Origin of the sequence: Brevundimonas sp. (genome assembly GCF_027487935.1) — a bacterium.
Taxonomy (GTDB): domain Bacteria; phylum Pseudomonadota; class Alphaproteobacteria; order Caulobacterales; family Caulobacteraceae; genus Brevundimonas.
This window is the reverse complement of the sequence record NZ_JAIYCP010000024.1, coordinates 118130-125154: the sequence shown is the minus strand read 5'-3', so window position 1 is coordinate 125154 and position 7025 is coordinate 118130. Positions and strand designations below refer to the sequence as shown.

Below are 7025 nucleotides of genomic sequence, written 5' to 3'. Positions count from 1 at the left end.
GAAGGCCCGCGAAGGGGTGATGGAGTTCCTGCTCATCAACCACCCGCTGGACTGCCCGATCTGCGACCAGGGCGGCGAGTGCGACCTGCAGGACCAGGCCATGGGCTATGGCCGCGACGGTTCCCGCTATGCGGAGAACAAGCGCGCGGTCGAAGAAAAGAACATGGGGCCGACGGTCAAGACCTTCATGACCCGCTGCATCCAGTGCACCCGTTGCGTCCGCTTCATCACCGAAGTGGCCGGGGTGCCGGATATCGGCATGATCTCGCGCGGCGAGGACGCCGAGATCACCACCTATCTCGAGAAGAATATCGACAGTGAGCTGTCGGGCAACGTCAACGACCTGTGCCCGGTCGGTGCCCTGACCCATCGGCCGTGGCAGTACCATTACCGCCCGTGGGAGCTGAAGAAGACCGAGACCATCGACGTCATGGACGCCCTGGGCTCCAACATCCGCGCCGACGCCAAGGGTGCCGAGGTCATGCGCATCCTGCCGCGCGTGAATGAGGGCATCAATGAGGAGTGGCTGTCGGACATCAGCCGCTATGCGGTCGATGGCCTGCAGCGACAGCGGCTGGACCAGCCCTATGTGCGCGAGAACGGCAAGCTGCGCGCCGCCTCCTGGGAGGAGGCGCTGGGAGTCGTCGCGGCCAAGCTGAACGCGGCGCCTGCTGACCGGATCGGGGTGATCGCGGGCGACCTGCAGGATGCGGAATCGATGAAGGCGGCGCTGGACCTCTTCCGCGCGCTGGGATCCGCCAACACCGACTGCCGTCAGGATGGCAGTGCGCTGGGCCATGGGTCGCGCGAAGGCTGGCTGTTCAATTCGGGCCTCGCGGGCATCGAGAACGCGGATGCGGTCCTGATCGTGGGTGCCAATCCGAGGACCGAGGCCCCCTTGCTGAACACCCGCCTGCGCAAGGCCTGGCTGACCGGCAAGACCGGGATCGGCGTGATCGGCGAACAGGTCAATCTGACCTATGACTACAACTGGTTCGGGGCCGGTTCGAAGACACTGACCAAGCTGCCGAAGGCGGCGCTGGACTTCCTGTCGACGGCCGAGCGGCCGGCGATCATCGTCGGTGCAGGCGCGGTTTCCGGCGCGGACGGCGCGGCCGTGCTGAACGCGCTCGGCGCTCTGGCAAAGAAGGTCGGCGTGGTCACGGACAGCTGGAACGGCTTCAACGTCCTGCATAGTGCGGCCTCGCGCGTCGGCGGCCTCGACATGGGCTTTGTCCCGGGTGAGGGCGGCAAATCGGCGGCGCAGATGGCGGCCAAGGGCGCGCTGGACGTCCTGTTCCTGCTGGGTGCCGACGAGATCGACGTGTCGAAGTCCAGTGCTTTCCGCGTCTATCTGGGCAGTCACGGCGACCGCGGGGCCCATGGTGCCGACGTGATCCTGCCCGGCGCGGCGTATACCGAGAAGTCCGGCCTCTATGTGAACACCGAGGGCCGGGTGCAGATGGCCGAACGGGTCGTCTTCCCCAAGGGACAGGCGAAGGAGGACTGGGCTATTCTGCGGGCGCTGTCGGCCATGGTCGGCCAGACCCTGCCGTATGACACGCTGGATGCCCTGCGCTCGAAACTGATGGCGGACCACCCGACCTTCGGGCGGATCGACTATCTGCCGGCACCCGCGTCGTTTGATGTGGGAAGTCTGGGCAAGAAGGGTGATCTGGGCGACACGGCCTTCGTTTCGGCGGTGCGCGATCCCTATCTGAACAACCCGATCACGCGCGCCAGCGTGACCATGGCCGAGCTGTCCGCCCAGCGGATGGCCCCGGTCGTGATGGCGGCGGAGTAAGGCGATGACCGACGTCGTAACCCATCGCTCGAACCCGCTGGCGACGATCTTCCTGAGCGTCGTCGGTCTGGCCATCGCAGGCGGTCTCGGATTTCTGGCCGTCTGGCTCTGGGGTCAGATTCCCCCGACCTTCTGGACGAGCCCGGTCGGGTGGCTGCTGATCACCGCCGGCGGCATCCTTCTGGTCACCGTCGGAATCCTGATTTCGCTGGCCTTTCTGCTGCTGGCCGACCGGAAGATCTGGGCCGGCGTGCAGATGCGCAAGGGCCCCAATGTGGTCGGGCCATTCGGTCTGCTGCAGTCGTTCGCCGACTTCTTCAAATTCGTTCTCAAGGAAATCATCGTGCCGGCGGGTGCCGACAAGGTGGTCTTCCTGCTGGCACCGCTGCTGACCTTCATCCTGGCCTTCATCGCCTGGGCGGCCATTCCGTTCGCGCCGGGCTGGGTCATCTCCGACCTCAACGTCGGCATTCTGTACATCTTCGCGATCAGCTCGCTGGGTGTTTACGGCATCATCATGGGCGGCTGGGCTTCGAATTCGAAGTATCCGTTCCTCGGCTCGCTGCGGTCCGCCGCGCAGATGGTGTCCTATGAGGTCTCCATCGGCCTGGTGATCATCAATGTCATCCTGCTGGCCGGGACCATGAACCTGACCTCGATCGTGACCCAGCAGCAGGGCATGTTCTGGAACTGGTTCGCCTTCGGTGGCGGGTCCGGGACCTGGCCGCTGATCGTGGTGATGTGGCCGATGGCGATCATCTTCTTCGTCTCGGCCCTGGCCGAGACCAACCGTCCGCCCTTCGACCTGCCCGAGGCCGAGTCCGAGCTCGTGGCCGGCTACCAGGTCGAATACAGCTCGACCCCGTACCTGCTGTTCATGATCGGCGAATACGCCAACATCGTCTTCATGTGCGCCATGATTACCCTGCTGTTCTTCGGCGGATGGAATCCGGGCGTGCCGCAGTATTGGCTGGACAGCCTGCCGGGCTGGCTGGAGCAGGGGATCTATCTGGTCACCTTCCTGGCCAAGACCGTATTCTGGTTCTGCATGATCGCCCTGGTGAAGGCCTTTGTGCCCCGCTACCGCTATGACCAGCTGATGCGTCTGGGCTGGAAGATCTTCCTGCCGACCTCGCTGGTCTGCGTGGTCATTGTCTCGGGCTGGCTTGTGGCCACGAAGGCGGGGCTGCTGTGAGCCGGGCGCTGGTCCTTTCCTGCGCCGTGCTGACGGCCGTTGCGGCCGGGGGCTGCAGCTTCCGGTTTGACCCGCGGGTCGAGGAGACGACCTCGGTCGGCACCCTCGAGCGGGCAGAGCAGGCCCGCGCCCGGGCGGATCGTATGCATCCCGCCTGCCGCGACAGCCGCACAGATCGCGATGACCAGCCGGAAGGTTGCGACGTCGTGGTCAGGAGGAAGTGATGCGGCGCGCCCTGACCCTCATGCTGGTGGCCGCGGCCCTTTCGGCCTGCAGCACCTACGAACCCGAGCCGGTCTCGCCCTATCAGTGGCAGCAGAGGCAGGAGCGCATCCAGCGGCAGGAGGCCGAGCGCCTGCGTCGTTGCGAAACCATGGACAAACAGAGCGAGCGATACACCCGCGAGTGCGCCCGCGCCGGAGCCAGCCAGTAATGTTCAACCGTCTTGTCCAGGCTGCGAAGGGCGCGCTTCTGATCGATGCCGTCGGCGCGATCGGCCTGTCGCTGAAATACATGGCCCGTCCCAAGGCCACGGTGAACTATCCGTTCGAGCGCAATCCGCAATCGCCGAGGTTTAGGGGCGAGCACGCCCTGCGCCGCTATGCGAACGGCGAGGAACGCTGCATCGCCTGCAAGCTGTGCGAGGCCATCTGCCCGGCCCAGGCCATCACCATCGAGGCCGAACCCCGCGCCGACGGCAGCCGCCGCACGACCCGCTATGACATCGACATGGTCAAATGCATCTACTGCGGCCTGTGCGCCGAGGCCTGCCCGGTCGACGCCATCGTCGAGGGGCCGAACTCGGAGTTCACGGTCGAGACCCGTGAAGAGCTGCTCTACGACAAGGACCGGTTGCTCGCCAACGGCGACCGCTGGGAACGACTGATCGCGAAGAATCTGGAACTCGACGCGCCTTACCGTTAAGGCGCAGACGCTGAACAGGACGGCGATTCCGAAGGGGATCGTCCTCCATTAACCGAAAGGGGCTGAGGCCTCCGATGTTGCAAGGCATTGCCTTCTATCTGCTGGCCACGGTGGCCGTGCTGGGCGGCCTCATGGTCGTCACGGCGAAGAACCCCGTGCACAGCGTGCTGTGGCTGATCCTGGCCTTCTTCTCGTCAGCGGGGCTGTTCGTCCTGCTCGGTGCGGAGTTCCTCGCGATGCTGCTGGTGGTCGTCTATGTGGGCGCCGTAGCCGTGCTGTTCCTGTTCGTGGTCATGATGCTGGACGTCGACTTCGTGCGCCTGCGCGAGGGCTACGCCCGCTACCTGCCGCTGGCGGCGATCGTTGCGGGCATACTGCTGGTCGAGATGATCGTGATTTCCTTTGCCGTCGTGAGCGGCGGCGCGGCGGCTGACGCTGTCGGCCCGGTCGCAGCGACGGCTGAGATGTCCAATGTCGAGGCCATCGGTCGGGTACTCTACACGGACTATGTCTACATCTTCCAGGCGGCGGGGATCGTGCTGTTGATCGCCATGATCGGGGCCATCGTCCTGACCCTGCGCCACAAGCCCGGCATCAAGCGTCAGAATATCGCCCGTCAGGTCGGTCGCGATGCGAAGACGGCCATGGAGGTCAAATCCGTGACCACCGGTGCCGGCGTTACCCCGGAGGATCTGGTCTGATGGACATCACCCTGCAGCACTATCTGGCGGTGGGCGCGATGCTCTTCACCATCGGCGTCTTCGGCATCTTCGTGAACCGCAAGAACGTCATCATCATCCTGATGTCTGTCGAGCTGATCCTGTTGGCCGTGAACATCAATTTCGTCGCCTTTTCGGCCTATCTCAATGACGTCCAGGGTCAGATCATGGCCATGTTCGTCCTGACCGTGGCCGCGGCCGAGGCCGCCATCGGCCTTGCCATTCTGGTGACCTTCTTCCGCAACCGCGGCGACATCGCGGTTGATGACGCCTCCGTGATGAAGGGCTGACCGTGGACCTCGCGCTTCTCGTCACCCTCGGCGTCTTCGCGCCGCTGCTGGGCGCCGTTATCGTCGGCCTGAGCGGCCGGCGGCTTGGCGACCTGGTGTCCAAATCGATCACCACCGGCCTGCTGTTCTTCTCGTGCGTCGTTTCGTGGATCGTGTTCAGCCAATGGACCTGGGGCGGGCTTGAAGCCTTCACGGTCGAACTGTTCCCCTTCATCAACGTCGGCGATTTCCAGTCGGTCTGGTCGATCCGCATCGACGCCCTTTCGGCGGTCATGCTGGTCGTGGTCACCAGCGTGTCCTCGCTCGTCCACCTCTATTCCTGGGGTTATATGGCCGAGGATCCCGACAAGCCGCGGTTCTTCGCCTATCTCTCGCTGTTCACCTTCGCCATGCTGGCTCTGGTGACCGCCGCCGACTTCATGCAGCTGTTCTTCGGCTGGGAAGGGGTGGGGCTGGCGTCCTATCTGCTGATCGGTTTCTGGTACAAGAAGTCCACCGCCAGCGCCGCCGCCATCAAGGCCTTTGTGGTCAACCGCGTCGGCGACTTCGGCTTTGCTCTCGGCATCCTGACGGTGTTCTGGATGTTCGGCACGATCCAGTTCGCCGAACTGTTCCCCATGATCGCCGCCAAGGCCGGAACGGGCTGGGTCTTCCTCGGTCACACCTGGTCGGCGCTCGATCTCGCCGGTGCCCTGCTGTTCGTGGGTGCGATGGGCAAGTCGGCCCAGTTCTTCCTGCACACCTGGCTGCCCGACGCCATGGAGGGCCCGACCCCGGTTTCAGCCCTGATCCACGCGGCGACGATGGTCACCGCCGGCGTCTACATGGTCTGCCTGCTGTCGCCGATCTATGAGTATGCCCCGGTCGCCTCGGCCATCATCGCCCTGACCGGTGCGGTCACGGCCCTGTTTGCCGCCACTGTCGGCCTGGCCCAGAACGACATCAAACGGGTGATCGCCTATTCGACCTGTTCGCAGCTCGGCTACATGTTCTTCGCGGCGGGCGTCGGTGCCTACCAGGCCGCGATGTTCCATCTGTTCACCCACGCCTTCTTCAAGGCCCTGCTGTTCCTCGGTGCGGGCTCGGTGATCCACGGGATGCACCACGAGCAGGACATGCGGAAGATGGGTGGGCTGTGGAAGCTGCTGCCGGTGACCTATGCGGTCATGACGATCGGCACCATCGCCATCACCGGCCTTGGCATTCCCGGCGTCGGCGGTCTGGCGGGCTTCTATTCCAAGGACTCCATCATCGAGAGTGCCTTTGCCTCGTTCACCAATGGCCATTCAGCCATGGGCCTGTTCGCCTTCTTCGTCGGCATCCTCGCCGCCGGCCTGACCGCCTACTACTCATGGCGTCTGGTGTTCATGACCTTCCACAACAAGCCGGTGTGGAAGGATGAAAATCACGACGATCATGCGCATGACGACCACGTCCACGTGGACCACGCCACGCATGCTGACGACCATGCCCATGGCGACCATGACCATGACGATCATGCCCACCACGGCCCGCTGAAGCCGCATGAGAGCCCGCTGGTAATGCTGGTGCCGCTACTGCTGCTGGCGGTCGGGGCGATCGCTGCGGGCTTCGTCTTTGCCCCCTGGTTCATCGGCGATTACGAGCATGATTTCTGGCGGGGGGCGATCTTCGTGTCCGAGGCCAACCACGTCCTGCACGACAGCCACTACGTTCCGCTCTGGGTGAAATGGTCGCCGCTGATCCTGACCCTGATCGGCAGTTTCGCCGCCTTCTGGCTCTATGTGATGAAGGAAGGCATGGCGCGTCGGATGGCCGACCGAGGCGGCATCGTGCACGGCTTCCTCTACAACAAATGGTATTTCGACGAGCTGTACGACGTCGTGTTCGTCAAGGGTGCCCGGGCGGTCGGTGACCTGTTCTGGAAGGTCGGCGACGTGAAGATCATCGACGGCGGCGGGCCCAACGGCATGGCCTGGCTGTCGCGGAAACTCGCGGGCGGCCTGAGCCGCTTCCAGTCCGGCTATGTCTATTTCTACGCCTTCGTGATGCTGCTCGGCCTCGCCGGCTTCCTCGCCTTCGCCATCTATACGTGGGGAGCCTGATCTTGCCCC

8 protein-coding genes are annotated in these 7025 nt (G+C 64.3%); all 8 read left to right on the top strand.

Annotation, left to right across the window (positions count from 1 at the left end; translation table 11 throughout):
* A partial coding sequence (gene nuoG / locus Q0053_RS09820) for an NADH-quinone oxidoreductase subunit NuoG (protein ID WP_298099443.1) occupies positions 1-1804 on the top strand: 1804 nt, incomplete at its 5' end.
* A gap of 4 nt (positions 1805-1808) precedes the next feature.
* Positions 1809-2999, top strand: coding sequence for an NADH-quinone oxidoreductase subunit NuoH (gene nuoH / locus Q0053_RS09815; RefSeq protein WP_298099440.1), 1191 nt, complete (start codon positions 1809-1811; stop codon positions 2997-2999).
* The gene (locus tag Q0053_RS09810) at positions 2996-3223 is read left to right on the top strand and encodes a hypothetical protein (RefSeq protein WP_298099437.1); all 228 of its coding nucleotides are present in this window, start codon (positions 2996-2998) and stop codon (positions 3221-3223) included. The genes nuoH and Q0053_RS09810 overlap by 4 nt, the downstream gene beginning before the upstream one ends.
* Positions 3223-3432: a hypothetical protein gene (locus tag Q0053_RS09805; RefSeq protein ID WP_298099434.1), complete on the top strand. Its 210-nt coding sequence runs from the start codon at positions 3223-3225 to the stop codon at positions 3430-3432. The genes Q0053_RS09810 and Q0053_RS09805 overlap by 1 nt, the downstream gene beginning before the upstream one ends.
* Positions 3432-3923 (top strand): NADH-quinone oxidoreductase subunit NuoI, encoded by a 492-nt coding sequence (gene nuoI / locus Q0053_RS09800; RefSeq protein ID WP_284220521.1) that lies wholly within the window; start codon positions 3432-3434, stop codon positions 3921-3923. The genes Q0053_RS09805 and nuoI overlap by 1 nt, the downstream gene beginning before the upstream one ends.
* Positions 3924-3997: 74 nt before the next feature.
* Positions 3998-4624: an NADH-quinone oxidoreductase subunit J gene (locus Q0053_RS09795; protein WP_298099432.1), complete on the top strand. Its 627-nt coding sequence runs from the start codon at positions 3998-4000 to the stop codon at positions 4622-4624.
* Positions 4624-4932 (top strand): NADH-quinone oxidoreductase subunit NuoK, encoded by a 309-nt coding sequence (gene nuoK / locus Q0053_RS09790; protein WP_298099429.1) that lies wholly within the window; start codon positions 4624-4626, stop codon positions 4930-4932. Before Q0053_RS09795 ends, nuoK begins: the two co-directional genes overlap by 1 nt.
* Positions 4933-4934: 2 nt before the next feature.
* Complete coding sequence (gene nuoL / locus Q0053_RS09785; protein WP_298099427.1) at positions 4935-7016, top strand: NADH-quinone oxidoreductase subunit L; 2082 nt, start codon at positions 4935-4937, stop codon at positions 7014-7016.
* Positions 7017-7025 lie beyond the last annotated feature (9 nt).

Bases quoted from the DNA above. Each gene is read 5' to 3' on its own strand.
- nuoH (WP_298099440.1), top strand. From the start codon at position 1,809: ATGACCGACGTCGTAACCCATCGCTCGAACCCGCTGGCGACGATCTTC.
- nuoK (WP_298099429.1), top strand. From the start codon at position 4,624: ATGGACATCACCCTGCAGCACTATCTGGCGGTGGGCGCGATGCTCTTC.
- Q0053_RS09795 (WP_298099432.1), top strand. From the start codon at position 3,998: ATGTTGCAAGGCATTGCCTTCTATCTGCTGGCCACGGTGGCCGTGCTG.
- nuoI (WP_284220521.1), top strand. From the start codon at position 3,432: ATGTTCAACCGTCTTGTCCAGGCTGCGAAGGGCGCGCTTCTGATCGAT.
- Q0053_RS09805 (WP_298099434.1), top strand. From the start codon at position 3,223: ATGCGGCGCGCCCTGACCCTCATGCTGGTGGCCGCGGCCCTTTCGGCC.